The following is a 25,704-nucleotide window of genomic DNA, read 5'->3' as shown; positions in this document are numbered from 1 at the left end:
CCAAACATTCCTGTATCGGGAAATGGGGACACACCCGCATCATCACAAGCCCGATGCCAGCATCGCACACCTGCCCGCGACCATTTTGCATCTCGTAGCCCAACTCGCCCTTCATTACCTCCACCTGGCAAAAAAACAGGCAGCATTTTAATAAATGCCACCTGATTTGCGATCTGGATGTGTTCGGAATAAAGACCGTTTGCAATAGCACCATCAGGCGGAGGTTAACACCTTGCCGATAAACTGGCGCACATCACCATCAAGCAGGCCTGACTGACGTTGCAAGTCTTCGGCGGCATCGTTGATTTGCAACACCTCGCCCCCGGCATGCCGGGTGCCATCGGCAACATCGGCCACGATATCGGCAATCTTACGCATCTGCGTCACCGCCCCCTCTACCCGACGGCCAATTTCAGCAATCATCTGATATTGCTGACTGACGGTATCAGACACATGACGGGCGTTTTTATCGATATCGGCGATATTGGCGTTAATGCCATGCATTGATTGCACCACCGTACGGGTCACATTTTGCATGTCCGAAATTTCATGCGCCACATCTTCGGCAGCACGGGCAGTTTGCCGGGCCAGGTTTTTCACCTCGGTTGCCACCACCGAAAACCCCTTGCCGGCCTCGCCTGCACGGGCAGCCTCAATCGTGGCATTCAAGGCCAAAAGATTGGTCTGTTCGGCAATGTCGGTAATCAGTTCAATTACGTTGGCAATGCGCCCGGCCATATTATCAAGGTCGCTGACATGCCGGTTGGCCTGATCGGCATTGCCCACCGCGTGTTCTGCCAGGCTAACAGCACCGGTCATTTGGGTACCGATATTACGGATAGACGAAATAAACTGGTCGGTTGCCTCGGCAATACCATCAAGGGCGGCAGTGCTTTGCGCGGCAGCGGCATCAACTTCGCGGGCCTGATGGGCGATGTTTTCCACCCGTTGCGATAACGCACTGGAATTTTGCGACAATTGCCCTGCCGCAACCGAAACCGATGTGACAACAGACTGGATATTATCGCCAATTGCCCCCGCGCTATAGGTAAAGGTTCGGGTTTTATCGTCCATCGCGTTTAGGGCAGCATTGACCTTGGCTGCATATTCGATCAAATCGCCTTGCAATCCCTTGGGCAGGATTTTGCGGTAATATGCCCCGCTCGCGGCATGGGACATGGCCCCGGCGGCTTCCTTGGTAAACGCCTCGGTCAGGTCCAGCAGGTTATTAATCGCGGTCATCAGTGGGCGCAGATGCCCCGTGGCGGCACGGTTATTAATGCGCACATCCATTTTGCCGGAGGCTGCGGCGTTAATGGTTTCAATTGCACGGCGCAGCAATTTTTCATGCCGAAATATCATCACATACGCGATGGCAAAAATCAGGGCCCCGGCCCCCGCCGCCGCCATTTCAATCCAGGTGAATGTTCCCTGGTTATCACCGGCAATCAAAACCGCCAGCAAACCCAGTTGCACGATCACCCCAACTGCCAGCCCATTGCAGATTTTACAAAGTGAAAACGAACTGGTCATAATCCACCCCCTGGCTTTTTAGCAGGTCAACCAGTGTCGCAGTTCCGCGCGCCATACCATCACGACGGTTTTGCACGGCGGCTTCTTCGGCACATAATTGTTTGTAAAGGTCTGCTGCCGATTTCACAGCATCCCGGCCGGGTTTACGACGATTGGAATGAAACCCCCGAATGGTGCCATCGGGGTTAAAGGTGGGTGTCACATTGGCCAACACCCAGTAATGGTCACCATTGGCCGCCCGATTGATAACATAGGCGAAAATCTCGCGACCTTTGATAATGGTTTCCCACATCAGGGCGAACACGCATCTTGGCATGTCGGGATGCCGAATGATGCTGTGTGGTTGCCCCAGCAACCCGCTTTCGTTGTAGCCCGACATGCGCAAAAACACATCATTGGCATAGGTAATCCGACCCTTGGGATCGGTTTTACTCACAATGATTTCGTCATCGTCAAAATGGCGTTCGACACCGGTCAGGTGTAAATTTTCCTGCTTCATCAGAAACCCCCAATTTCCGACATGCAGGGCACTTGCAACGCGCTCCCATGTCTTGCTGTCGGGCATTTCCCTGCGCAGTCAGGGGCGCCCGTCGCTTTTATCGGGCACGCACCTTGCGAACCCCATACTATCGTCTAGGAAATTGTATAGCTCCGCTTTTCTCAAACTGGTTTGACCTAGCGCAAAAAAAGCCGCGGGTTTGGAATTTTGCCAACAATAAAACTGCGCTCAAACAGAAAACGTGCCGGAACTTTCGCCCCGGCACGTTCGTCAAATCGTCAATTTCCTGCAACCTGATATCAGGCATCAAAGCAGGTTTTACATCAAAGCCGCCCGCACGGGTTTATTCAACCGGCGACCAGTCCTGATTTTGAACAAGTTCAGCCGTCGCAATTTCGTCTTCCGCATTGTTCTGGCCGCGAAACCCGGTAGCAATCAAATAGGTTTCCGGGCTTTCAGCGCGTGATGACGGCGGCTTGGCATGTTTGGAAATACGGAAATGCTGTTTTACCCGGTTCAACAAGTCGGTTTCCGTACCGCCCTTAAACACCTTGGCAATGAAAATACCATTTGGTGCCAACACTTCCTCGGCAAACAGCAAGGCATGTTCAACCAGGTCAATAATACGAATATGATCCGTCTGGCGATGGCCGGTGGTCTCGGGCGACATATCGGAAATCACGGCATCGACCGGGCCTTGCAGGGCATGTTTGATCATTGCCGGGGCTGCAGGGTCCAGAAAATCCGCCTGCAAGCAAGTGGCACCAGGCACGCCTTCCCATTCCAGAATATCAAGGCCGACAACCTGGCCGCGCCCCTGTTTGGACCCGACCATATCAACCGCAACCTGCGTCCAGCCGCCCGGGGCAGCACCAAGGTCAACCACCCGCATGCCGGAACGCAACAAATCAAACTGGTTGTTAATCTCAATCAGCTTAAACGCCGCGCGCGACCGATAGCCCAGGCGCTTGGCTTCCTGAACATAAGGGTCGTTCAATTGCCGGTCAAGCCAGCGCGTGGACGAAATTTTGCGCCCTTTGGCACTTTTCACCCGGGTTCGGAGTCCACGACGCGCACCTGTATCAATGGCGGCAATGGCCGAGCCCTTGCGGCGGCGTCCGCCACCTTTTCCGCTGCGTTGATCGGTCATAAGAAAATCCTGAAATTAAAATGCATAAATTTATGGGGTAACCAGCCATCAGATAACAGGGGTCGGTCAGACCGATGCCGGTATTTTCGCCCCTGTATGACGGCGCGCTTCGCACGGGTCAATAGCATGGCCATCCGCGCGCATCAAATCGACCAGAATGCCTTCACGTAAACCACGATCGGCAACCTTAAGGGTCGCCAGCGGCCAGATATCGCGAATGGCGGCAAAAATGGCAGCCCCGGCATCCATCAGTTCGGCCCGCTGGTTACCAATACAAGGGTGCCCCTTGCGTTTGTCAGCTTCCATGCGCAACAACAGTTCGGTAACCCGTTCGGCATCATCGAACCGCAAATCAGACCCGTCAACCTTATGACGTTCATAGCGTTCAAGCCCCAGGGCAATGCCACAAAACGTGGTAACAGTGCCCGATGTCCCAATCATCTGGACCTTGTTATCGTCCAGAATATCGGAACAGCAATTGCGTGCGGCGAAATCTTCAAGACGTTCGCGAATTTCGCTGCGCATGGCTTCAAACCGGTCACGGCGGTTTTCAACCCCGGCATAACGTTCGGTCAGGCATAACACACCACACGGCATGGATAATGTTTCAACGCATTTGGTTTCGCCCGTTTGCGCAACCTTGATCCAGCAAATTTCGGTGCTGCCGCCACCAATATCAAAAACAATGGCATAGGGCCGTTCATCAAGCAGGGCCGAACAGGCCTGCAAAGCCAGGCGGCTTTCTTCTTCGGGGTTGATGATATCAAGCGAAATACCGGTTTCATCGCGGACCTGACGGATAAATTCATCGCGATTATCTGCCGAACGGCACGCCTCGGTCGCAACGGCACGAACGGAAACACCCGGGTGCTTGCGCAGTTTTTTGGCACAAATCCGCAAGGCTTCAATCGCGCGGTCCATTGCCCCCTGGCACAGATATCCTTTTTCACGCACCCCTTCGCCAAGGCGCACAACGCGGGAAAACGCATCTACAACCTTAAAACCGTTATTGCAGGGACGTGCGACAAGCAACCGGCAGTTCGAACTGCCCAGGTCGATAGCCCCGTAAAGGGCAGGATGGCTACTCAGACAACGGGAATTGTTAAAAGATGTGCCGGCATTACCCTGCATCGGTGCATCAAGCACCGCATCCCCGGACACAACATGCCCGGAGTCAAGCCGCACTGGCCCGCCGGATGTGTTCTGAGGAAAGCTGTGGGTCACCGTTACATTGTCCTTTGCCAGTTACGATCTGCCTGCGAAAATCCAGCCATTTTCTGCGATAACATTCCTTTTACCACGAAACAACATGGTCAATTGGAAACAGTCTGAACACAAAAACGGCGAATCTGTCACATGAGTTTAACGAGAAAGCAAAATAACGCAAATCCCCCATTCATTTTGTGGTTAAATCATAGGGCAAGCTGCGTTGGTCTTTCTCGCGCTGTGTGATGCTTCATATATGGTGCCTTCATTCATTTCGCATCCAAAAACGACAAATTTTCAAAAAAAGGCTTGCCAAAACCGGGCCGGTTTTATAAACACCGCTCCACGCCAGACGGCGTGACATAAAGTTCTGCTGGGGGATAGTTTAACGGTAGAACTACGGACTCTGACTCCGTCAGTCCTGGTTCGAATCCAGGTCCCCCAGCCACCTTATTTTCCCTAAATTTAGTTCGAACGCTGGATTTGAGGCAATCAGTCCTCAAACGCATATTGCCAAAAAGCGCGCGAGCGTATCTTCAGGCAAGCCTCCCGGTTCGCTTTAATTAAAAGTGCCATCGCGGGTTAGCGCATAGCAACCACCAATGCCCCCCCCAAGCATAAATAAGCTGCCCGCATCGCCTATCGCCTTGCGTGCACGAAGGTTTTGAAATTTCTGCCGGGCAAAGGCAGCCAGCAACGCGGGCCTGTTACCATCGCAACACCCCCGCCCGCCACGTCATCAATTCCACAAAACATTGCAAAGCGAAGACCCCGCGACAAGGATTGGCCAATAACCAGAAAGACGCCGGGGCCAGGTATCAGTCAAATCACGATGTAAGCCGCGATATAAGCCAATCAGGTTTCCAAACTCATATGTGCCATTTTTATTTCCATCATTTCGCCAACGCAGCAACGTTTGCTTTCTGTCGCTTGATCGCCAGCAATCCCGCCCCGATGATCAAAACAAACCCCAAATAGGTAAACAGCCCTGGCCATTCACCAAACCAGGCCACGCCCCACACAGTGCTAAACAGCAAGTAACTGTAATCAAACGCGGCCACCGTTGCGGGTGCCCCGCGTTGATAGGCAATTGCAGCACCAACACTTCCAATCAGGATCAGTGCGGCCAACACAGCAACTGTTGTGATCAGGCTTAAATCAATTGTCTGCCACGGCCCAAACAGGAACGCACCTTCCTCGCCTGAAAACAGCCCAAGCCCGACCCCAAAAACAATGAAGGTAACGTTCAAAACAATCGCCAGCACAAATGGATCATCGTCCCTGCACTTTGCAGAGGTCAGCACCATCGCACAGGCATACAAAAAGGCAGAAAGAACCGGCAGTAATGCGGCAAAATCAAACCCCGTGGCATCAGGACGAATGACCAGTACCACGCCTAAAAAACCGCATGCGATAGCCAAACACGCCCGAACAGACGGCAGCCGGTGCGCCAAAATAGCGGTAATCATCAAAATGAATATCGGGCTGGTATAATAAACGGCAGCAGCCAATGATAACGGGACAAGCGGCAAGCTGACATAGTAGCTTAGCCACATAACCACCAGCAAAAAGCTGCGCAAAACCGACCAACCCGAAACACGTAACGAATGCGCGCCGCTTCCTCTTTTAATCGCAATCAGCAAAAGCGGCGGAAGGGTTAAGGCAGAACGCAAAATGTACATCTGCCATAATGGCAGCGACAGGCTGGTGGCCTTGATAACGGCATCCCCCAGCGATAAAGCGAAAACGGATACGATAATCGCACAGACGGCTTTTATTGTCTCACCTGATGAGGTTGCCACCATATGCTTCGCATCCTTTCGGCGTTGGCTGGAACGCCATCCAATAAAACATGTCGACAATTCCGATATAACTATCCTTCTGTCATGATTTTCCAACCAGAAGAGATTGTCGACGTCATCATGCTAAAACCGGCATGATAACGACCAGCTTACAGCGTATCGCACGGTAAATTTCGCTGCAAACATTCCCCAGTACGGATGCCTATCCCCGGCACGGAATTGCGCAATCGTGCTTTTTTTTGTAAATATTGCACCTACCTGACCTTACAGGAGACACAAAATGAGCCATTTTACCGGGGGCTGTTTATGCGGCAAGGTTCGGTTGGTGGTATCAGGTCGTCCATATCGGGTGGGCCTTTGCCATTGTCTTGACTGCCGCAAATATCACGGCGCGCTGTTTCACGCGTCCGCCATTTTCCCACAGGATGCCGTCAAGGTTGATGGCGAAACACGGGACTATGCCGGGCGTTTTTTCTGTCCGCACTGCGGATCATCTGTTTTCTCGCGTAGCGATGATGAAATCGAAGTGAATATCGGATCGCTTGATGCCCCGGACCAACTCACCCCCACTTACGAACTTTGGACCATCCGTCGTGAATCCTGGCTTCCGCCGCTCCCCTTTGCCAAACAATATGACCAAGACCGCGAAGCCGAAGGACGCCACGAAGAATAAATCTAAAGCTGACGTTATTTCAGGGGGCTTCAGGCCGCCAGATCCTGGGGCGAGACAATAAAAACTTCGGCGCCGTCCAGCCCCCTGACCGGGGTGCCAAACTTGCTGTATCCGCGATAGGAATGGTGCATATGACCATGCACAAACAGCTTTGCACCCATTTCCTGCCCCAGCCGATCAATTTCGGCAGTGCCGTATTCATGGCAGGATGGGGCTTCATGGCTGACAAGGATGTCACATTTCTGGGCAGCCAGAATTGTGTGATCTTCGGGAAAAATTGTGTCGCGCTGACGCAGCGGCAGCCCTTTGCGCCAGCGTACATGCGGCCTGGTCACCGCGAGAAAATCTTCTCGGCGCATAAACACAGGTTTTTTACCCGAAATCGGATACCACACCCGGCCTCGATAAATCCCGCCCAGTCCGGCAACCGATAATGTGCCATCCCGGCATGGCATCGAAACCGCACGGTTGCATAAATTGCCTTCAGGGTAATCTTCAAACAGGAAATCGTACTGGGCAGCATCGGTGCAATCATGATTGCCAGGGATCCACCAGCATTGAACACCCTGGGCGATGACCGGGGCCAGAACATCGCGAAACGGGCGCTGCAAATCCAGATCACCGGCAATCACCACATGTTCGGGCCGATGCCGGGCAACAGCGTCAAACAGGGGGTCAAATTTCCGGTGTGGATCACCATAAAACAGCACGGGCATCAGGTTCTCGTATTTTGCAGCACAGTCAAATGAGGTGTTTCGACTTATAAATTCATATCTGCACAGTCATACCACTGTGTGACAAAACCCCAAGGTGGAATTTCAACACTATCCATAAAGATGGCGGATTTCCGCCGCCAACAGGAACCATATTGACAAGCAAGGCTGGCTCGGTTAACTCACTGCACACAGCGTGCAATACGCTGCGATAAAAGTTCTGCTGGGGAATAGTTTAACGGTAGAACTACGGACTCTGACTCCGTCAGTCGTGGTTCGAATCCACGTTCCCCAGCCAACTTTTCCGCATCCGCCATTTACGGCAAGGATGCCCAAAACCACCCCAGCGACCACCATCGTTTCTTCGTTGCCAGATGCGGTTTTTCCTGCACCGTAAAATCGCTGATTGAAAATTTCTGGAACAACATCACGATCACATCGTTGGGTGAAGGCAATGTTTAATTGCAACGAATGCAGAGAGTGCGAAAGCAAAGGAGCATACGATGCTGAACGACATGTATCGATCCCGAAAAGACAACAAACCCCAAATCACAGATCGAAAAGACCCGGTTATCTGGTCAGACACCGCAAGCGGCAGCGTTTTGTCACCTGCGCAGGAAGATTTTTATGAGCAAAACGGATTTTTGTTCATCGAAAATGTTTTTAGCGCCGACGAAATTGCCACCTTGCGCCGAGAGGCCGAAACCCTTCGCCAGGAAGGTGCTGCACAGGAAGACACCATCAAGGAAGCGTCCAGCAATGCCGTGCGCAGCGTGTTTCGCATCCATGAAAAAAACCGGACCTATCTGGATCTGATGGCAGATGACCGGTTGGCGTCAATTGCCGAACATATCCTCAATGACGAGGTTTATATTCATCAATCACGCGTTAATTTCAAACCGGCCTTCAAGGGCAAGGAATTTTACTGGCACTCGGATTTTGAGACATGGCACACCGAAGATGGAATGCCGCGTATGCGTGCGCTTTCCATGTCGATCACCCTGTCGGAAAATACGCCCTATAACGGGCCGTTGATGCTGGTTCCCGGGTCTCATAAAAAATTTATATCCTGTGTCGGGGAAACCCCGGACGACAATTATAAAAACTCGCTTAAGGCGCAGAAATACGGCACACCGGACCAGGAAAGCCTGACGGCAATGATCCGAAAACATGGTCTAGCCGCCCCCACCGGGCCAGCCGGATCCGTCCTGATTTTTGATTGCAACACCCTGCACGGGTCGGGCAACAACATTACGCCGTTTCCGCGCTCTAACGCGTTTTTCGTTTATAACAGCATGCAAAACCGCGTTGTTGCACCCTTTGCCGCCAACTCCCCCCGGCCGGATTTTCTTGCCACGCGCGAAAACATCCGCTCGATCCGCGACCGCAAGGTGCAAATGCCAAGCCATTTCAAGGCCGCAGAATAACGACATACCAACATTTAAACCGACAAAAACAAGGGCGCGGCGGGCCCCGGCGCGCCTGTTTGGTTTGCAGACAACAACCACCCCAACCCTGTACACACCCACATTATCATCCACTGCCCGGCAAGGGATAATAACCGGCCACCGCAAGTTCGCGGTTCGCAGCCCCGCCTTCCTTTCAGGAAAAGCGGGACATGCCGGTTTCAGTAATCAGAATATCCACCGGCACATCATATTGATGGGGAAAGATGCTGTTTAACCGGGCAGAGGCAAACCCGACGCCAATAACCACCGGCCGATGGTTAAACGCGGCCAGGGTGCGATCAAAAAAACCGCCGCCATAGCCCAGACGATACCCATTACGATCAAACCCCACCAGCGGCGCCAGAATAACATCGGGCAAAACCGGATCCGCGTGCGCAGGAACATCAATGCCGGCAAAGCCGGCTTTCATTGTGGTTTGCGGCGTCCAGCGATGAAAAACCATGGGCTGGTGACGGGCAACAACAACCGGCAGGCAAGCCGACCCACCCTGGGCAATATGGCCGACAATAACATTGCGAACATCAATTTCCCCCTGTACCGGCCAGTAAAACCCGACACAGCTTTTTTCCGGCACCATTTCCGACGTGGCAAGAATATCTGCCAGCTTCTGGCTGATGCATTTCTGTGCTGCAATTCGGCTTGTTACAGGCATGTTTGCCCGTGACTTTAACAGGGCATCGCGCACCTGTTGGCGCCAGACGGAAAATGCGGCGGCGTCGCTATTTTGTGCCGGAGCCGGTGGAAAGCCCCGATCAGACGGCTCACTGTCAGGAAAACGATTATGTTGCGACATGGGATGGCTCGTGATGTTTTGGGGGCTGAACGCCATACATATACAACAAACCCCGCCAAAAACGATTAACGCGCCGGTGACCGGCGCGTTAACGGTTTGTCAGCAATGCTGCAATCCAAATCGATATTAGAGGAGAGCAAGATCTTCCGCCGACATGCGGCCGTTGCGACCTTCAATCAGCTCGAACTGAATCTTCTGGCCTTCATCAAGACCCTGGAGTCCAGCGCGCTGAACCGCGGTGATGTGCACGAATGCATCTTTTCCACCTTCGTCCGGGGTAATGAAGCCATATCCCTTGGTCGCGTTGAACCACTTAACCGTTCCGGTAGCCATATCAGTAGTCGTCCTTAAGTTTTGATATGCATGCCCTTCGCCCAAGAAGGGCATTATTGCGAAGTCCCTGCACCATCACGTCCGGATAAAAGCTGCTTTTCCTCAACCAGAAGGCAAGCAGCCCATCCTCTGAAACACTGCATTGTTTCAATAATTACGCGAAAAACGCCTCTCACGCAACGAAATCATATATTAAGGATTCTTTTCTTCTGATAGTTCTTTAGAATAGGTCTTAACTCTTTTCTCGCCTCTGCACCTAGTCTTTCTGATAGATCAGAACCCACTAAACGATGAATTTTATATACTTTAGTATATTGTGAAAACGCTTATGTGTCTAAAACCCCTGCCCATATCGATGATGAGGAATTGCAATAGCCTCAAGAAGAGTGCAATAAGTTCGGGTGGACAAAATTTTATAAGTCTGGCGGCTGGCTTGTTTGCAAGGTGCAAATGTTATCGGCCTGCGCCGTAACAGGACATTATTTTGCGTATACACGAGCGCTGCGGGATTTAGAGCCAAACTGAATTTATGGGATACCGGATCGGATAATTATCAAGTGACCGCAGCGACGAAGATTGCCAACCCCCGTGACATCGCACAAAACGTCATGTCCATGATTGCGGACCTGAACCTGCAACCGACCCCGCAGGTGTTTCACGTATTTTACGCTTATCTTGCTGACGAGATTTCCGAACTGAGCCAGATCATTCGGGTGCTTGTGCGTAATACGCAGGATTTGAACGAAGAAACTGTTTATCGGTTATATCATAAATATCTGGGTGTTGCCGCTGTCGACAAACAACTGACAGCAGGCGTTGCCGGGTTGCAGGCCGCTGTTGAGCGGGTTGAAGATGCTGTTGATGAAGTGTTACGCGAAACCGAGGATTTTTGCTCTCATCTTGATGATGCAGCAACCCGGTTTCAGGACGAAGACATCACAGTGGAAGAGGTGCGCGGCATCACCACCGGTCTGGTTGACACCACCCAGAACACCCGTCAGCGCTGCGTTAATTTTCAGGGATCACTGGAGCAGTATCACGGTGAAGTTCGCCGGGTTCGCAATGAACTTGAGCTGGTGCGCCGCGATGCCCTGACCGACACCCTGACCGGCATTGCCAATCGTAAAATGTTTGACGCGTCCTTGCGTGAAGCCGTTACCAACAGCATGGAAACCGGTCACCCGTTAACCTTGCTGATGATTGATATCGACCGGTTCAAACATTTTAACGACAATTACGGCCATCGCGCCGGCGACGGCGTGTTAAAGGAAGTCGCCCGGGTCCTGGTTAATTCAACCAAAGGGGCCGATACCGTTGCACGGTACGGCGGCGAGGAATTTGCCATCATCCTGCCCGAAACAACACCGGACAACGCCGAAAAACTGGCTGAAAAACTGCGTCAGAATGTATCTTCCCGGCGTATTCGCAATAAAAAGACCGGCAAGGATTTTGGCCAGCTAACGGTTTCAATCGGTTTAAGCGGCCTGAAACTGGGTGAAAATATTCTGGAATTTATCGATCGCGCCGACGAAGCCCTGTATCGGGCCAAACAGGCGGGCCGAAACACCTGCATTCGCCTGGATTAAACCCCGAAAACCCGGCCAAACGCCTTTCTGTTTGCCCTGAGCACCTTTGCATGTCTTCCACCTGAAAATGGCACGCAATGCCGCCCGGATATTGCGCGTGCAAAAAATTCAGCTTGCCCCGTCATCAAACGCCATGTTTGATCATGACAGGTCTTTATGGCTTTTGCCGTTAACATCCCCATATAGATCAAAGCACGGCGCATCATAAATGTTATCAGGCATGTTACGATGACGAAGGGGCAGATTTGAAAATATGGCGATTGCAAACTATCATACGAACAAGGTATTTTTGATCCGGTATGATGTTTATGTACCATTTGGCCCTACAGAACAAAAACATGCCCCAACAGGCAAAAACATTACGAGCGGCGTCTGCAATGACAGGCCTTGAACGGGCGGAACCAGCACAATGACCAAGCAGATACGCGAACGCAAACTGGACCTCCAGCACAAAATTTTCCGAACATTCGACGAATGCCATTTTCAGAAATCCGATATTTCGCGCGAATCGCTGTTTATTCTGAAAATGAGCGAAGGCTCCACCGTTTCCCTGCCACTGCGTGCCGTTTGCCGCGAATTTGGCATTGATGAAGAATCCAACGATGGCGAATTGATCGGCCTTGTCGACAAGGCACTGGATTTTATCAATGTGCTGCGCCCCGGCGACGATCTGCCGCTGGAAGTTCTGACGGGCGAAGCATCATGGCCGGTTGACAACAACCACCGCCAGATCGCCTATAACCGCGTCACCATGCAGCTGGTCACCTGGATGTCTGGCAGTGAAGAACTGATCACCGACCCGGAAAAGCTGCTGCAAATTGCAGAAGACCCAACCACCAAACGCAAAATCAACGAAGCCTTTGACGAGGTTTCGGAAAAGCTGGGCATGGGCAAGGAAAACCGCGAAGAAGTGATCAATCTGGTCCATCAGGTTGCCGACGAGTTGGCCTATATTGAAACCCTGCGCGAAAAATACCGCATGGTTCAAATGGTGAACACCAAATTACAGGAATTGCGCCGGATTTATGCCCATGAAAAGGGTGTTCTTGAAACAGTCACACAGGTGATCCGCCTGATTGACGATGCCATGAAACAGTTTGAGGCATCCTTTGATGAAATTGACGCCAATACCGGTGAAATCATGTCGGTTCTGCGCAATTTCACAACGCAACGCCAATATATTCGCACCAAACGCGACGACCTGTTCCGCCGCCTGCGCGCCTGGGAACCCCTGTTTGAACAATGGGCAGCCCTGACCCCGGAACGCGCACCCGATACGGTAAGGCTGGTCCGCGATACCTATCAGTTCCTGGCACCGCGCTTTATGAAGGTCAAGGAATGGCTGATGATGACCAAGGTGCAGGATGGCATTGCATCGGGCCAGCATTTCAAGGATGAAAAAGAACGCATGAACGCCCTTAAGGGCAAAATGATGCAGTGGTAATGGGCCGGAATACCCCGCAAGACCGCCGAAAAGCAGGGCGGCTTCAGCCACATAAATTACCTGCCAACAAAAACCCCGCCAACGATACAACCGGTTGGCGGGGTTTGCATTTTGGCGTTATCGCACGGCCAGGCGATGGCACAAATATCAGACCTTGGTAATTTTCAGGGCGATATGACCATCAAGCACCGTCAACGCCTTTTGGGCGGACGCAGGCATTGGCACGCGCAAATCAATGCAATAGGCAATCAGGGCCGCCGCAAGCTCTGCCCCTGACGAGGGAATGAACAGGGAATGCCCATCGTCGGGGAGAAGTTCAAGCGTTACGACAATTTCAGGACTGGTACTGATTTTAAGTTTGCCAAGCTGGCCCGGCGGTAAAGGCTTTCCCGTACGGCGACGGTGCCCGGTAATGGCCCTTATAATTTCGACATTTTCGAAAATAATGCAGCGCAGCTCACGCATGTTTTTGCTCTTTCCCGGCTTTTGGGCGATCAATACCATCGTGGCATCTTGCGCCAGTTCAAGGTCATGTCCCGGCCCGTCTTGCCATGATGTGCCCTGGCCCATTGCGCCCCAAAGCATGACATGGCCAAATTTATCACTCACAGACCCCGGACCAAAATATCAACTATATGGAAAGTCTATTCTATTTTGATACAACGCCGGCAACCAAAACGCCATACCATCAATGGCGACCTTTGCACGATAGCGAAAAAAGCATCCTGAACATCAACGATGCTGCTATCGCACATCACTTGCACACTGGTATCGGCAAGAATTTACTGCAAATCCCGCTAGCTGCTTGCCAGCCACACACCGACACCAATCATTAACGTGCCCGCAATGCGGTTCAAAATGCGGACGTTTCCGCTTTTTTCCAGAAAATTTCGCAACGATTTGCCACCAGACGCATACATCACCAGCGAAGCAAGTTCGAACACCAGCAAAATCGCCACCAAGATTGAAAGTTGCGGCAAAACAGGCTGTTCAACATGAATAAAAGGCGGCAACAGCGAAATCATAAATGCCCAGCCCTTGGGGTTGGCTATGGCCGTGACAAACCCCTGACTGGCAAGGGCCACCGGCGTTGCCATTTTGCCCGACGCGGCCATGTTGGCATTATCAAATGACAGTGCCATGCGCCCGCGCGATCGCCACATTTGCACGCCCAGAAACACCAGATAGGCCCCGCCGGCATATTTGAAAACGACAAATACTGCCGGATATTCCAGCATGATCGTGGCAACGCCGAGGGCCGCCGAAACCGCGACAATTGCGACACCAACCAGTTCCCCCGCCATCATCCACATTGTTCGGCGCACACCAATGGTCATGCCCATGGTCAGGGCCAGGGTCATGCACATGCCGGGGGTGATCGAAACGAAAAATGCCGTCGGCACAAACGCTGCTAGAAGCGACAGGTTCATTTTTTTATCCAAGATAACAAAACAGATTCCCCCGCATATACCAACTAAACCCGTTAGCCAATTGCCCGCATGGCACAATATGATGAACTTTTTCACATATCCATATGACTTCTTATTCTGAACGATCCGGCGTACCTATAAAATACTCCTGTCAAACTCTGCCCGATTTTCGCTCCCCCCCCCCGGCACACTGGCTGCAAACAGGGCCTTCTCCCCCATATGGTATCGTCCGGTATTGCCATTGGTCCCTGCGGCATTTTGGTGTTTTGGCAAAAACAGTTAAAAAATACGCACATCAGGTTCAAAAATTACTTGACCTGTACGCCCATGACGTCAAGATTGGGTCCTCAAACAAACTGTGCTTTCACCTGATCGAAGACCGATGTTCGCAAATCAGACCTCTCACATCAATCGCGCCAAAGGCGCCATGGCCGGTTCGGCACATGGCCGTGCGATTATGTCTGATGCGATTATCCTATCGGGTCTTCTAGGTTGTGCCGCTCGCGGGTCGCTACGACTTACCCGCCCCTGAGCGTTCCACCCGAGGCCCCCGCACCCGCAAATCGGGATGTGCGCCTCGCAGCTCAGGGGAACCAGTCGCGCCGCATTTCAGGCCCGCATTGAATTTCCAGAAATAAACAAAGCATTACGGGCGTTTCGGCCCAACCAAGACAGGAAACGAAGCTATGGTAAGTTCTCAAGACAACCGCGTCATCATTTTTGACACCACCCTGCGTGACGGCGAACAGTCCCCCGGCGCGTCCATGTCACTCGATGAAAAACTGCGTGTTGCCCATGCTCTGGCCGAATTGAAGGTCGACGTGATCGAGGCCGGTTTTGCCATCGCCTCAAACGGTGACTTCCGATCCGTCAATGAAATTGCCAAACAAGTTAAAGGCCCGACCATTTGTTCATTGGCGCGTGCCACCAAAGGCGACATTGAACGGGCTGGCGAAGCCCTGATCCCGGCAGAAAACAAACGTATCCACACCTTCATTTCCACAAGCCCGCTGCACATGAAATACAAATTGCAGATGGAACCGGAACGGGTATTGGAAAAAGTCAGCGAAAGCGTTGCCTTCGCACGACGCTTTACCGACGATGTTGAATGGTCTGCCGAAGACGGATCGCGTACCGAGCACGACTTTTTGTGTCGCTGTGTTGAAGCCGCCATTGATGCCGGCGCCACCACCATCAATATCCCCGACACCGTTGGCTATACCACCCCGCGCGAATATGCCGACCTGATGACAATGCTGTTTAACCGGGTCCCCAATATCGACAAGGCGATTCTGTCGGTTCATTGCCACAACGATTTGGGGCTGGCGGTTGCCAACTCGCTGGCCGCTGTTCAGGCAGGTGCTCGCCAGATCGAATGTACCATTAACGGTTTGGGCGAACGGGCCGGGAATGCTGCACTGGAAGAAATCCTGATGGCATTGCAAACCCGCAATGACGTTATGCCATTTTCGACCGGGCTGGATTCCACCAAAATCATGAATGCGTCGCGTTTGGTCTCGGCGGTATCGGGTTTTGTCGTACAGCCCAACAAAGCCATTGTTGGTGCCAACGCCTTCGCCCACGAAAGTGGCATTCATCAGGACGGCTATTTGAAGCACGCCGAAACCTATGAAATCATGAAACCCGAAAGCATCGGCCTGAACAAATCCAGTCTGGTAATGGGCAAACATTCCGGTCGCCATGCTTTCAAGGAAAAGCTGAAAGAACTGGGCTTTGCCGAAATGGGCGACAACGCCATTCAGGATGCCTTTGACCGTTTCAAGGAACTGGCCGACAAGAAAAAAGAAGTCTATGACGACGATATCGTCGCCCTGGTAGATGACGGCCTGCGCGACAATGAACACATCAAATTCGTTTCGCTGGGCGTTATTTGTGGCTCCAAAGGCCCGCAGGTTGCCGAACTGGAACTGAGCGTTAACGGCGAAACCAAAACCGCCAAAACCACCGGCGATGGCCCGATTGATGCCACCTTCAATGCCATTCAGGAAATTTACCCGCACAACGAATGGCAGTTGAAACTTTATCAGGTGCATGCCGTCACCGAAGGCACGGACGCCCAGGCACAGGTAACCGTCAAGCTGGAAGGCGATGGCCGCACCGTTATCGGCAATGCATCTAGCACCGACACTGTTGTGGCGTCCTGCATGGCCTATGTCACCGCAGTGAACAAGCTGATCCTGAAAAGCCAGAAAACCGCACCGGACGCCATGGCGTCCTGATCGGACGACGCTGGCTCTAATCCTGCTTAATCTATCAAGGGGTGACCTTACCGGGTCGCCCCTTTTGCGTGAATGCAATGACATGCCCCTGTGCAGACCAATATAACGCCCGGCGAATCGCATTTTAACCTGGTCAGGGGCGCAAATTATTTACCGGCCTTCGCAATCATAACGCACACAAAGCGCGCAACAACCCGCGCAAATAACCAGATTTCCCCAAACCCGGCCTGCCAGACGACGGTAAAATAGCACAGAGACCATTCGCCTTACATCCTATCTGCTGGTTTTGCAGGCTGCGAAAAATCCGGGCAATCACTCCCTGCTAAATTCAGCCTTCAACATCACGCTTTTTTCATGTGTCGGACAAGCCTGTGAGATTGCAGAAAAACTTTATCCAGTTTTCACACCAAAGACAGTCAAGTACGCACTTCTTGCCAGAAATCCTCCGTCGCGCCAGTCAACGACCAGAAGTTGAAAACATGTTGAAATGCAAAAGAGCAAAACACACCGTCATCCGCCCAAATGGCACAGCATTACAACCAGTTCACCCCTCATTTGATTGTTAATGCGCCTGAAAAATTCTTCAGCCCCCTTTTTCAACTGTCAGCATTCAGCGCCTGGCAGGAATGAAAAGAAGAAGCACTCTAAAATCGCAGTTTTTCAATGTTTTTCATATAACAGCTAAAACTGATGAAATTTGGAGAACACCTTCATCTTTCTCCGAAAGCCGACAACCAACCCTGTTTGAGGCGATTCGGATGCTTTTTACGAGTCTGTAACATTTTTGGAACCGCCAATAAAAAAACACACTCCGTAAACACAATCTTAAATTGAATATCGTTCCCGCGCCAATCCGTTATCCACCTTTGCGCTGGTCATTCGGGGCAAATTCACGTTAAGCACGTGAAAGGCAGAGCCGTCCTTAACTATTCCGCAATCCGTTGCAGTTTATTCGTGCATAGGCGCTCTCGCTGCGCTATCTAGAGCGATACATTCGCGTTTAAAAGTTTTCTATTACCGGGGCATAGGGCAGGAATGTTTTCCAAACTGCTTGGGCTATTATCCTCCGACATGGCGGTCGATCTTGGTACCGCCAACACGCTGGTTTACGTCAAAGGACGCGGCATCGTCCTGAACGAACCATCGGTTGTTGCAATCACCGACGAGAAAGGTAAAAAACAGGTTCTCGCGGTTGGCGAAGAAGCCAAGTTGATGTTGGGCCGTACCCCTGGATATATTCAGGCTATTCGCCCGTTACGGGACGGCGTTATCGCCGAGTTCCACATTGCCGAAGAAATGATCAAACATTTCATTCGCAAAGTGCATAACCGTCGGAGCTTTGCCAGCCCGGAAGTCATCATCTGTGTTCCTTCTGGTTCCACCGCTGTTGAGCGCCGCGCCATTCAGGAAAGTGCTGAAAGTGCGGGCGCACGTAAGGTATGGCTGATCGACGAACCAATGGCGGCAGCAATTGGCGCCGGTCTTCCGGTGACGGAACCAACAGGTTCGATGGTTGTTGATATTGGCGGCGGCACCACCGAGGTGGCTGTTCTGTCATTGGGCGGTATCGTTTATGCCCGTTCCGTAAGGGTTGGTGGCGACAAAATGGACGAAGCGATCATCGCTTATATCCGTCGCACCCATAACCTTCTGGTCGGCGAAAGCACGGCTGAACGGGTTAAAAAGGAAATTGGTTCTGCCTGTGCGCCTGACGATGGCGATGGCGCAACCATGGAAATCCGTGGTCGCGACCTGATGAATGGCGTACCTAAGGAACTTCTGATTTCCGAACGCCAGATTGCCGAAAGCCTTGCCGAACCTGTTTCAGCGATTATCGAGGCCGTCAAGGTCGCGCTGGAACAAACCCCGCCCGAACTGGCCGCCGACATTGTCGACAAAGGCATTGTTCTGACCGGTGGTGGCGCAATGCTGGGCAACCTTGATTACGTTCTGCGTCATGCAACCGGCCTGCCGGTATCCATTGCTGACGATCCGCTTTCATGTGTTGCGCTCGGTACGGGCCGCGCACTGGAAGAAAAGAAAATGCTGCGGAACGTGTTGCACACTGCCTATTAAGGTTTGTGTGAGAAAATCATCGCCGGGCCGCATCCTTACTGGACGCGACTCGGCGTTTTTATTATTATCGGTCGTGACCTGGACTTTTGACGACACGCGGGGAATACGGGGAAAAAAGTGGCTCAGCACGGTGGCCCACAACAGCGCATTTTTTCGCCGATCCGTACGGCGCTTCATCGCTTTGCGTTCATTTTACTGATTGTGTCCTGTTTTGCCCTGATGTTGCTGGGTAAAGCCGACACCGTTTTAATCGAACGCATTCGCGGGGCAGCCGTCGATCTGGTTTCACCTTTCATGAATCTGGCGTCGCGTCCGGCAGCCAGCATTGATGACGTAACCACCCGCATTGAAAGTTTCGCCAGCCTTTACGAAGAAAACCTGCGCCTGCGCGAACAGAACCGCGAATTGCTGGCATGGCAGCAGGTTGCCCGCAACCTGACCTATGAAAACAGTCGCCTGCGCGAACTAAGCCATTACGCCAACCCGCCCTCGCAACACGAAGTCAGCGCGCGCGTTATCGCCGATATGGGCGGTGCCTTTGCGCATAGCATGATGATCAGTGCAGGCACCCGTGACGGTGTTCTTAAGGGGCAAGCTGTTCTTTCGGACGAAGGGTTAATTGGCCGTATCGCCGATGCCGGGTATCAGGCATCGCGGGTTTTGCTTATTACCGATATCAATTCGCGCATCCCTGTCATGATTGAAAACAGCCGTGATCGCGCGTTTTTGTCAGGGGATAATACCGATCGCCCCCTGTTAACATTTTTAACCGCCGATGCCACCGTTGCCCCGGGCGACCGGGTGTTGACATCGGGCCATGGCGGGGCTTTTCCACCGGGTATTCCAGTGGGAATTGTATCGTCGGTTTCAGAAAATGCCGTACGGGTCGCCCCGTTATTTCGCCGCCATCAGGTTGAATATTTGCGTGTCGTCAATTACGGGCTGGCAGGTATCCTCAAAGACCCGGATGCCCTGCATTCCATGCCCCATCTTGATCAGGGCACATCGGGCCACGCGGCCTCCTTGCCTACGGGCGTTGGTGTGGGCCCCGCATCAGATGAACCCGCCATGCCTGAACCACCCACATTCTCACCGTCGCCGTCTGGCACACCAGGCGCCAGGCCGTGAAACCTGGCGTATGGCAACGCCTTGACGTCATTGCACGATCAACGGTTCCGGCATTTAGTGTTTTTGTTTTGCTGTTAATAGGGCTTTTGCCCTACAGCATCCCGAAACTGGCCGATGTTACCCCTGCCCTGACGCTGATGGCAGTGTTTTACTGGTCGGTAAACCGTCCGGACCTGCTAACCGGGCTGGCGGCATTTATGCTGGGCCTTATACAGGATTTGCTTACCGGGCTGCCTTTGGGCGTTAGTTCGCTGGTCTTTTTGTTGGTGCAATCGGTCAGTGCCAATCAGGGGCGCTTTTTTCATAACAAGGCCTTCACCGTTATGTGGTGGGGATTTACCATTGTGTCGCTACCGGCTTTTCTGCTGCAGTGGTTATTTAGCTCCGCTTTGACAGGTGCGCTGTTGCCATTCCAGCCTTTGGTGATTAGTTATCTTATAACAGCAGGCATGTTTCCACTGGTCGCATGGATTTTGGTCCGCATCCAGAACGGCCTGCTTCGGAATCTTTGATCGCGACCCGGTGATTAAATACAAACTGCACGATCTGAACCGCACCATCTGAACCATAAAACCAGACAATGTTGCCCGACATGGCCCAATTGTATCAGCCAGCTTGATGTCACACCGATGATGGCATATTCCGTGCGGTAAAAGCCGTACCGATGCTGGCAGAACAGTTTGCAAGCCGTGCCGGTCCCGATAAAATACCGACTTTTCTTTCCACGCGGCATGTCTTTTACATATCGCAGCCGAACACGGACATTGACCCATCGATGTGGCACCGAGATTCAGACAGATATCGCATGTTTACCCGCCGCGCCATTATGCTCGGCGCGGGTCAGGGTGTGTTGCTGACCGGTCTTGCAGCACGCATGTATTATCTTCAGGTCATGGAAAGTAACCGATATTCCACGCTGGCTGATGATAACCGGATATCACACCGGTTATTGCCACCACCGCGCGGCATCATTACCGACCGCTTCGGCGCACCGCTGGCCATTAACCGGCAAAATTACCATATCCTGATTGTGCGCGAACAAAGCCCTGATGTCCGCAAAACCCTGACGGTTCTGTCACAAATCATCGAAATTGACCCTGAAACAATCGATCGGGTTGAAGGCGATGTACAGCGCCGCAGATCTTTTGTGCCCGTTACCGTGCGCGATAACCTGACATGGGACGAAGTGGCACGGGTGGGTGTCAATGCCCCCGATTTGCCCGGCATCATCATTGATGCAGGCCGGTCGCGTGATTACCCTGAAGGGCCGCACCTGGCCCATACACTGGGCTATGTTGCCGCCGTTGCGGAAAAAGAGCTTACCGGCGACCCGCTTTTGGAACTGCCAGGATTTCGCATTGGCAAAAGCGGCATAGAAAAAACCTACGATATGTCTTTGCGCGGCCGTGCAGGCACCAGCCAGGTAGAAGTCAATGCCCTGGGCCGTGTCATCCGCGAGCTGGACCGCGAAGAAGGCCAAAGTGGTGAAACCGTTGTTTTAACCCTTGATATTGAACTACAACGCTTTGCCAACCAGCGCCTTGCCGAACATGAAAGTGCGGCAGCAGTGGTGATGGATGTTTACAATGGCGATGTTCTTGCCATGACATCCCACCCCACTTACGACCCCAACAGCTTCACCAATGGTATTTCGCATAAATTGTGGGATAGCCTGATTAACAACGAATATTCGCCCCTGTCGAACAAGGCGATCAACGGCACCTATTCGCCCGGTTCCACCTTCAAAACCTGTGTGGCACTGGCGGCCCTTGAAGCCGGGGTGATTACACCCGAACAGCGGTTTTTCTGCCCCGGCCATCTGGATTTGGGCAATGCCCGGTTTCACTGCTGGAAACGGGGCGGGCATGGCTGGGTCAACATGCATGACTCGATGAAACATTCCTGCGACGTTTATTATTACGAACTGTCGCAAAAACTGGGCATCGACAAAATTGCCGCCATGGCAAAGCGTCTTGGCCTGGGGGATCCAACCGGTGTCGACCTGCCATCTGAACGCAGCGGCCTGATTCCGACAAAGGAATGGAAAGAAACCCAGCTTGGCAAACGCTGGCAGGGCGGTGAAACCCTTATTTGTTCAATCGGCCAGGGCTATGTTCTGACAACCCCGTTGCAACTGGCAACCATGACGGCACGGCTTGCCTCGGGCAAGGCCGTTACCCCGCATTTAACGCGCGATCATGTTGCCCCCGACGAGATTGCCGCACGTAACGATGCCGAATTCCCGGATCTTGGGGTTTCACGCGCCCATCTGGCACATATTCACGATGGTATGAACGGCGTCACCAACGAGCTTCGGGGAACGGCGTACCGGTCGCGCATCAAAATAAAAGGGCTGGAAATGGCCGGCAAAACCGGCACCAGCCAGGTTCGCCGTATTTCCATGCACGAACGCCAGACAGGCATTATCGGCAATGATGATTTGCCATGGAAATACCGCGACCATGCCCTGTTTATTGCTTTTGCCCCGGTTGAAAACCCGCGCTATGCCTGTGCCGTCGTTGTTGAACATGGCGGGTCGGGCTCAGGCGTTGCCGCCCCGATTGCCCGCGACCTGCTTACCAAGGCCCAGGAACTTAAATCCAGTCGCCCGGGTGTTTCCGCCGTCAATATCCAGTCAGCATCGCAAATCCTGCGGACAACGACAAAAAAACAGGAAAGCTAAATGGCATCCCGCTATCGCATCGGCCAGGATCCCGACTATGTGCCATTGGGGCGCCGTCTGTTATTGATGAACTGGACGCTGGTGCTTTTGCTGTGCATTCTGTCGGGTATCGGCTTTGCCATGTTGTATTCGGCCGCGAACGGGTCGTTGCAACCCTGGGCCGAACGCCAAATGATGCGCTTTGCCGCCGGGCTGACATTAATGATCCTGATTGCCCTGACCGATATTCGCATCTGGTTACGCATGTCCTATGCTGCCTATGTAATCTCGCTCATCCTGCTGGTTGGTGTGGAGATCAAGGGCGATATCGGCATGGGCGCACAACGCTGGATCAATCTGGGCTTTTTCCAGCTCCAGCCCTCTGAATTGATGAAAATCTCGCTGGTGCTATCGCTGGCGCGGTATTTTCACGGCCTGACAATAGAGGAAACCGGGCGTATCCCCCTGCTGATTCCGCCCCTGTTAATGGTTTTAGCCCCGGCGGCCCTGGTTTTACGCCAGCCCGACCTTGGCACCGCATTGCTGCTGGTGGCAGGCGGCGGGGTTATATTCTGGCTGGCCGGTGTCCGCATGTGGAAATTTGCACTGGTGCTGGGCGGCGCTTTGGCGGCCATACCGATTGGCTGGCAATTCCTGCGTGATTACCAGAAGAACCGCGTTCTAACCTTCCTGAACCCCGAAAACGACCCGCTAGGGGCCGGTTATCATATTACCCAGTCTAAAATCGCCCTTGGCTCTGGCGGTCTTTTCGGCAAGGGCTTTATGTTGGGGTCGCAAAGCCACCTTAACTTTTTGCCCGAAAAACAAACCGACTTCATTTTCACCATGCTCGGCGAAGAATTTGGTCTGGTTGGTGGCATTGCCCTGTTGCTGCTTTATACGCTGGTCATTGTCTATGGATATGTCATTGCCCTGCGCTGTGCCAACCAATTCGGGCGTCTGGTTGCCATTGGGGTGACGACCACGTTCTTTCTGTATGTCTTCATTAATATTGCGATGGTGATGGGCCTTATCCCTGTGGTGGGGGTACCGTTACCACTGGTGTCCTATGGTGGCACCGTAATGATGACCATTCTTGTCAGCTTTGGCCTGCTCATGAGCATCAGCATCCACCGCGATGTTCGCATATCCCGGCAGGGCAATGACGACGGGCGACATTAACAAAAACGTAAAAAATCACCTTCGCGCCAAATTCATCTGGACAAGGCCGCGCCAGGAACGCTATAACCCGCTCCGCACTTGATAGATGCCCTGCACCGTCAAGTGACCCATCTTACGATGGGCGCATAGCTCAGTTGGTAGAGCAGCTGACTCTTAATCAGCGGGTCCTGGGTTCGAGTCCCCGTGCGCCCACCAATCAAACCCCCGAAAACCTTCATGGTTTTCAGGGGTTTTGTTTTTTTGCGGTATAAATTACGCCTTTTTATGCAGACGAGGCTGCCCGTTCGCGGATTTCGGCGAAAGTCCAGTCGCAGAGTAGCTTTCCATTGCGATAAACAGGTATCAGCACATCCCGATCCCCTGCGTCATCCGCAGCAACGGTTACATATTTCCCATTTTCACGCACCAGCGCCAAACGGCCACGTTTGCTGTGTTTTGCATGATCGGTGATCGGGTCTTTATAAACATCAACCCACTGCCCGCCGATTTGCGCGGCGGAACATTTCATGGCAAATTTCAGGGTATCGCGGTTAAGCTGCTGAAGCAGGCCACCGCCCATGCCAAAAGCGATGTTATCCGCCGCCCAGCCATTGTCGGCCAGATTGCGCAAAATAAGCCCGATGGTATCAATCGTAATGCCATCACCCTGAATAACCCGGACACACGGGGCAAGAACCTTGTAACCCTTGCCATTCAGGCTATAGCCAAATTTTTCACCCAAATGCTCCACGCATTGCACCGGCACCACAGCGGGGTCACCCGAATCTGGTCGCACGACAATGGTTGCTCCGCTATCGATAACTTCCTGGCGCAGTTCCTCGCCCCAGATTTTATCAACAGCATTAAAAAGATCGTAGCTGTCAGAAACAACCGCAACCAGCTTTCCCTCGCCGCCAAACTGATGGATCATGTTGCGATAGGCTGCTGCCTCGCCATCCCGGCCCCAGGCTGTCATGGTTGAATGTTCTGCGGCAGGGATAGAAAAACCGGCCATGTCTTCGTTGTAATATGTGCGTGCGGCTAAAACACCACTGACCGTATCTGTACCGCTGAAATTAACCAGATGGGCAACACCGCCAATCGCCGCACTTTCCAGGCTTGAAACACCGCGCGCGCCAAAATCGTGCAATTTAAACGCAACCTGTTCGCGATCATCCGATGTTAAATCCAGATATTGCAAAATGATTTGTTTGCAGTGCCAGGAATTGGTCGCCACTGTTGTGGGATACCAGACAGCACGCAACAGGGCCGTTTCCAGTGCCGATGTCAGCCAGTAACATTCGGGATCGGTATTAACGATGGTAAGCAGCACATTTCCGGTCGGTATAATTTCACCTTCGGGGGCGGCTTTGATCTCGACCGGCAGGTAACCGTCATATTCTTGCAAAATATGGTCCCATCCGGCGCGATAAAACGGTTCCCCATGCGCACGCCAGAAACTTTCGGCCTCGTCAATCATCTCACGGGTAATGGGTGTGCACAGATATTCCTTTAAAAACATCTGCAAACCGAAAAACACTGTCCGGTCCCACTTGCCACCCCGGCTTTCGATATAACTGTAAACATACCGGGTTTCGGGCGGGTACTGAAAGGCGTGGCTGGCCTTGTAGCTGTCAACGTTCAGCAAAATATTCCGCATCGGGTCCTGTGCGCCCATTACCACCTCATTGGTCCGGTTCATAGCAAAAGCATGTGTGCTTTTGGACCCTGCACGGTCAGAGTGCAAACAGGAATTGTTGGAAACGTACCGCAATGTCACCGGATCTTAAATCTCATTGATTCCTG

General features: G+C 52.6%; 21 protein-coding genes and 3 tRNA genes. 13 read left to right on the top strand and 11 right to left on the bottom strand.

Annotation, left to right across the window (positions count from 1 at the left end; translation table 11 throughout):
- Positions 1–213 precede the first annotated feature (213 nt).
- From THS27_RS27645 to THS27_RS07280, 4 genes are all read right to left on the bottom strand, one after another.
- A complete protein-coding gene (locus THS27_RS27645; protein ID WP_085589358.1) occupies positions 214–1,533 on the bottom strand; it encodes a methyl-accepting chemotaxis protein in 1,320 nt (439 codons plus the stop codon).
- Positions 1,508–2,032 (bottom strand): PAS domain-containing protein, encoded by a 525-nt coding sequence (locus THS27_RS07290; protein WP_085589532.1) that lies wholly within the window; start codon positions 2,030–2,032, stop codon positions 1,508–1,510. The genes THS27_RS27645 and THS27_RS07290 overlap by 26 nt, the downstream gene beginning before the upstream one ends.
- Positions 2,033–2,375: 343 nt before the next feature.
- Positions 2,376–3,182 carry an RlmE family RNA methyltransferase gene (locus THS27_RS07285; RefSeq protein WP_085589355.1) on the bottom strand — a complete coding sequence of 269 codons (807 nt, stop codon included), beginning with the start codon at positions 3,180–3,182 and terminating at the stop codon, positions 2,376–2,378.
- Between the two features lie 66 nt (positions 3,183–3,248).
- Entirely contained in the window at positions 3,249–4,406 is a 1,158-nt protein-coding gene (locus THS27_RS07280) for a Ppx/GppA phosphatase family protein (RefSeq protein WP_246832880.1), read from the bottom strand.
- 356 nt (positions 4,407–4,762) lie between these two features.
- On the opposite strand from THS27_RS07280, the gene THS27_RS07275 reads away from it, so the two are divergent.
- Positions 4,763–4,836, top strand: a tRNA-Gln gene (locus THS27_RS07275).
- Positions 4,837–5,281: 445 nt separating this feature from the next.
- Here the strand turns inward: THS27_RS07275 and THS27_RS07270 are convergent.
- Positions 5,282–6,193 carry a DMT family transporter gene (locus THS27_RS07270; protein ID WP_085589353.1) on the bottom strand — a complete coding sequence of 304 codons (912 nt, stop codon included), beginning with the start codon at positions 6,191–6,193 and terminating at the stop codon, positions 5,282–5,284.
- A gap of 277 nt (positions 6,194–6,470) precedes the next feature.
- Between THS27_RS07270 and THS27_RS07265 the strand changes: the two genes are divergently transcribed.
- Positions 6,471–6,863 (top strand): GFA family protein, encoded by a 393-nt coding sequence (locus tag THS27_RS07265; RefSeq protein WP_085589351.1) that lies wholly within the window; start codon positions 6,471–6,473, stop codon positions 6,861–6,863.
- Positions 6,864–6,892: 29 nt separating this feature from the next.
- Here the strand turns inward: THS27_RS07265 and THS27_RS07260 are convergent, their stop codons facing one another.
- Positions 6,893–7,579, bottom strand: a complete 687-nt coding sequence (locus THS27_RS07260) for a metallophosphoesterase (protein ID WP_085589349.1) — start codon at positions 7,577–7,579, stop codon at positions 6,893–6,895.
- A 221-nt stretch (positions 7,580–7,800) separates the two neighbouring features.
- Here THS27_RS07260 and THS27_RS07255 point away from each other — a divergent pair.
- Both THS27_RS07255 and thpD read left to right on the top strand, forming a co-directional pair.
- Positions 7,801–7,874 (top strand) — tRNA-Gln (locus THS27_RS07255).
- Between the two features lie 205 nt (positions 7,875–8,079).
- Complete coding sequence (gene thpD, locus THS27_RS07250; protein ID WP_139835506.1) at positions 8,080–9,003, top strand: ectoine hydroxylase; 924 nt, start codon at positions 8,080–8,082, stop codon at positions 9,001–9,003.
- Between the two features lie 175 nt (positions 9,004–9,178).
- On the opposite strand, the gene THS27_RS07245 is transcribed toward thpD, so the two are convergent.
- Positions 9,179–9,838, bottom strand: coding sequence for a 5-formyltetrahydrofolate cyclo-ligase (locus THS27_RS07245; protein ID WP_168184841.1), 660 nt, complete (start codon positions 9,836–9,838; stop codon positions 9,179–9,181).
- Between the two features lie 126 nt (positions 9,839–9,964).
- Positions 9,965–10,171, bottom strand: a complete 207-nt coding sequence (locus THS27_RS07240; RefSeq protein WP_073953794.1) for a cold-shock protein — start codon at positions 10,169–10,171, stop codon at positions 9,965–9,967.
- Between the two features lie 557 nt (positions 10,172–10,728).
- Here THS27_RS07240 and THS27_RS07235 point away from each other — a divergent pair.
- Positions 10,729–11,757 carry a GGDEF domain-containing protein gene (locus tag THS27_RS07235; RefSeq protein ID WP_085589346.1) on the top strand — a complete coding sequence of 343 codons (1,029 nt, stop codon included), beginning with the start codon at positions 10,729–10,731 and terminating at the stop codon, positions 11,755–11,757.
- Between the two features lie 409 nt (positions 11,758–12,166).
- Positions 12,167–13,201: a hypothetical protein gene (locus THS27_RS07225; RefSeq protein ID WP_085589342.1), complete on the top strand. Its 1,035-nt coding sequence runs from the start codon at positions 12,167–12,169 to the stop codon at positions 13,199–13,201.
- Between the two features lie 147 nt (positions 13,202–13,348).
- Here THS27_RS07225 and THS27_RS07220 read toward each other — a convergent pair whose 3' ends face one another.
- A complete protein-coding gene (locus tag THS27_RS07220; protein WP_246832879.1) occupies positions 13,349–13,810 on the bottom strand; it encodes a hypothetical protein in 462 nt (153 codons plus the stop codon).
- Positions 13,811–13,998: 188 nt separating this feature from the next.
- Positions 13,999–14,631 carry a LysE family translocator gene (locus THS27_RS07215; protein ID WP_085589340.1) on the bottom strand — a complete coding sequence of 211 codons (633 nt, stop codon included), beginning with the start codon at positions 14,629–14,631 and terminating at the stop codon, positions 13,999–14,001.
- Positions 14,632–15,317: 686 nt separating this feature from the next.
- Here THS27_RS07215 and THS27_RS07210 point away from each other — a divergent pair.
- The 7 genes from THS27_RS07210 (at position 15,318) to THS27_RS07180 (ending at position 24,114) form a co-directional block, all read left to right on the top strand.
- Positions 15,318–16,871 (top strand): 2-isopropylmalate synthase, encoded by a 1,554-nt coding sequence (locus tag THS27_RS07210; RefSeq protein ID WP_085589338.1) that lies wholly within the window; start codon positions 15,318–15,320, stop codon positions 16,869–16,871.
- A 1,035-nt stretch (positions 16,872–17,906) separates the two neighbouring features.
- Complete coding sequence (locus THS27_RS07205) at positions 17,907–18,947, top strand: rod shape-determining protein (RefSeq protein ID WP_085585470.1); 1,041 nt, start codon at positions 17,907–17,909, stop codon at positions 18,945–18,947.
- A 117-nt stretch (positions 18,948–19,064) separates the two neighbouring features.
- Complete coding sequence (gene mreC / locus THS27_RS07200) at positions 19,065–20,075, top strand: rod shape-determining protein MreC (protein WP_085589336.1); 1,011 nt, start codon at positions 19,065–19,067, stop codon at positions 20,073–20,075.
- Positions 20,072–20,587, top strand: a complete 516-nt coding sequence (gene mreD, locus THS27_RS07195; RefSeq protein WP_085589334.1) for a rod shape-determining protein MreD — start codon at positions 20,072–20,074, stop codon at positions 20,585–20,587. The genes mreC and mreD overlap by 4 nt, the downstream gene beginning before the upstream one ends.
- Positions 20,588–20,880: 293 nt before the next feature.
- Positions 20,881–22,758, top strand: coding sequence for a penicillin-binding protein 2 (mrdA, locus tag THS27_RS07190; protein ID WP_139835505.1), 1,878 nt, complete (start codon positions 20,881–20,883; stop codon positions 22,756–22,758).
- The gene (rodA, locus tag THS27_RS07185; RefSeq protein WP_085589332.1) at positions 22,759–23,919 is read left to right on the top strand and encodes a rod shape-determining protein RodA; all 1,161 of its coding nucleotides are present in this window, start codon (positions 22,759–22,761) and stop codon (positions 23,917–23,919) included.
- 119 nt (positions 23,920–24,038) lie between these two features.
- Positions 24,039–24,114: transfer RNA gene (locus THS27_RS07180), tRNA-Lys, on the top strand.
- 67 nt (positions 24,115–24,181) lie between these two features.
- Here THS27_RS07180 and THS27_RS07175 read toward each other — a convergent pair.
- Entirely contained in the window at positions 24,182–25,600 is a 1,419-nt protein-coding gene (locus THS27_RS07175; protein WP_246832878.1) for a nicotinate phosphoribosyltransferase, read from the bottom strand.
- Positions 25,601–25,704 lie beyond the last annotated feature (104 nt).

The sequence above is a fragment of the Thalassospira sp. MCCC 1A01428 genome, assembly GCF_002115825.1.
Lineage (GTDB): Bacteria > Pseudomonadota > Alphaproteobacteria > Rhodospirillales > Thalassospiraceae > Thalassospira.
The sequence above is the reverse complement of the archived record's forward strand: the minus strand, read 5'-3'. Positions and strand labels throughout refer to the sequence as shown.